Below are 248 nucleotides of genomic sequence, written 5' to 3' on the forward strand. Positions count from 1 at the left end.
CTCCCAGAATCTGCGCCTTCAATCAGTCCGATAAGATTAAGAAGCGTGGACTTTCCGGCGCCACTTCTTCCGAGTATCGCTGTCATTTTCTGAGCTGGAATACTGAGGGAAAAATTTTCAAAAATCTGATGTTTCCCAAACTTTTTACTCACTTCTTGCAGTTCTATCATGCTGTATTATGCTCCTTTCAAGGTGTTGACTAACTCTTTCTTTTCGAGGCGAGTGAGGAGGTGGAAGACTAAAAATAT

1 protein-coding gene is annotated in these 248 nt (G+C 41.9%); it reads right to left on the reverse strand.

Going from position 1 to position 248, the window contains the following annotated elements; translation table 11 throughout:
• Window positions 1–170: ATP-binding cassette domain-containing protein (locus tag ETC07_RS16330; RefSeq protein ID WP_136249340.1), on the reverse strand; the 170-nt coding region annotated here is incomplete at its 3' end.
• Between the last annotated feature and the right edge of the window lie 78 nt (window positions 171–248).

Source organism: Halomonas borealis (assembly GCF_004798905.1).
Taxonomy (GTDB): Bacteria; Pseudomonadota; Gammaproteobacteria; order Pseudomonadales; family Halomonadaceae; genus Halomonas; species Halomonas borealis.